Below are 242 nucleotides of genomic sequence, written 5' to 3' on the forward strand. Positions count from 1 at the left end.
GCCCTGCGTGAGGATCTCAAGGCAGTGCTGCCGGACTACATGGTGCCGGCCTATTTCATGTTCCTCGACGCCTTGCCACTGACGCCCAACGGCAAGCTGGACCGCAAGGCACTGCCACAGCCCGATGCCGGGCAACTGCAGCAGGCCTATGTGGCACCGGTGAGTGCGCTGGAGCAGCGCATCGCGGCGATCTGGGCAGACGTGCTGAAGGTCGAGCAGGTGGGCCTGACCGACAACTTCTT

General features: G+C 64.0%; 1 protein-coding gene. It reads left to right on the forward strand.

Going from position 1 to position 242, the window contains the following annotated elements:
* Positions 1 to 242 (forward strand): hypothetical protein (locus tag QQL85_RS26525; protein ID WP_284368800.1); only part of this gene is annotated, 242 nt, incomplete at both ends.

Origin of the sequence: Pseudomonas putida, assembly GCF_030159595.1 — a bacterium.
Taxonomy (GTDB): Bacteria; Pseudomonadota; Gammaproteobacteria; order Pseudomonadales; family Pseudomonadaceae; genus Aquipseudomonas; species Aquipseudomonas putida_AC.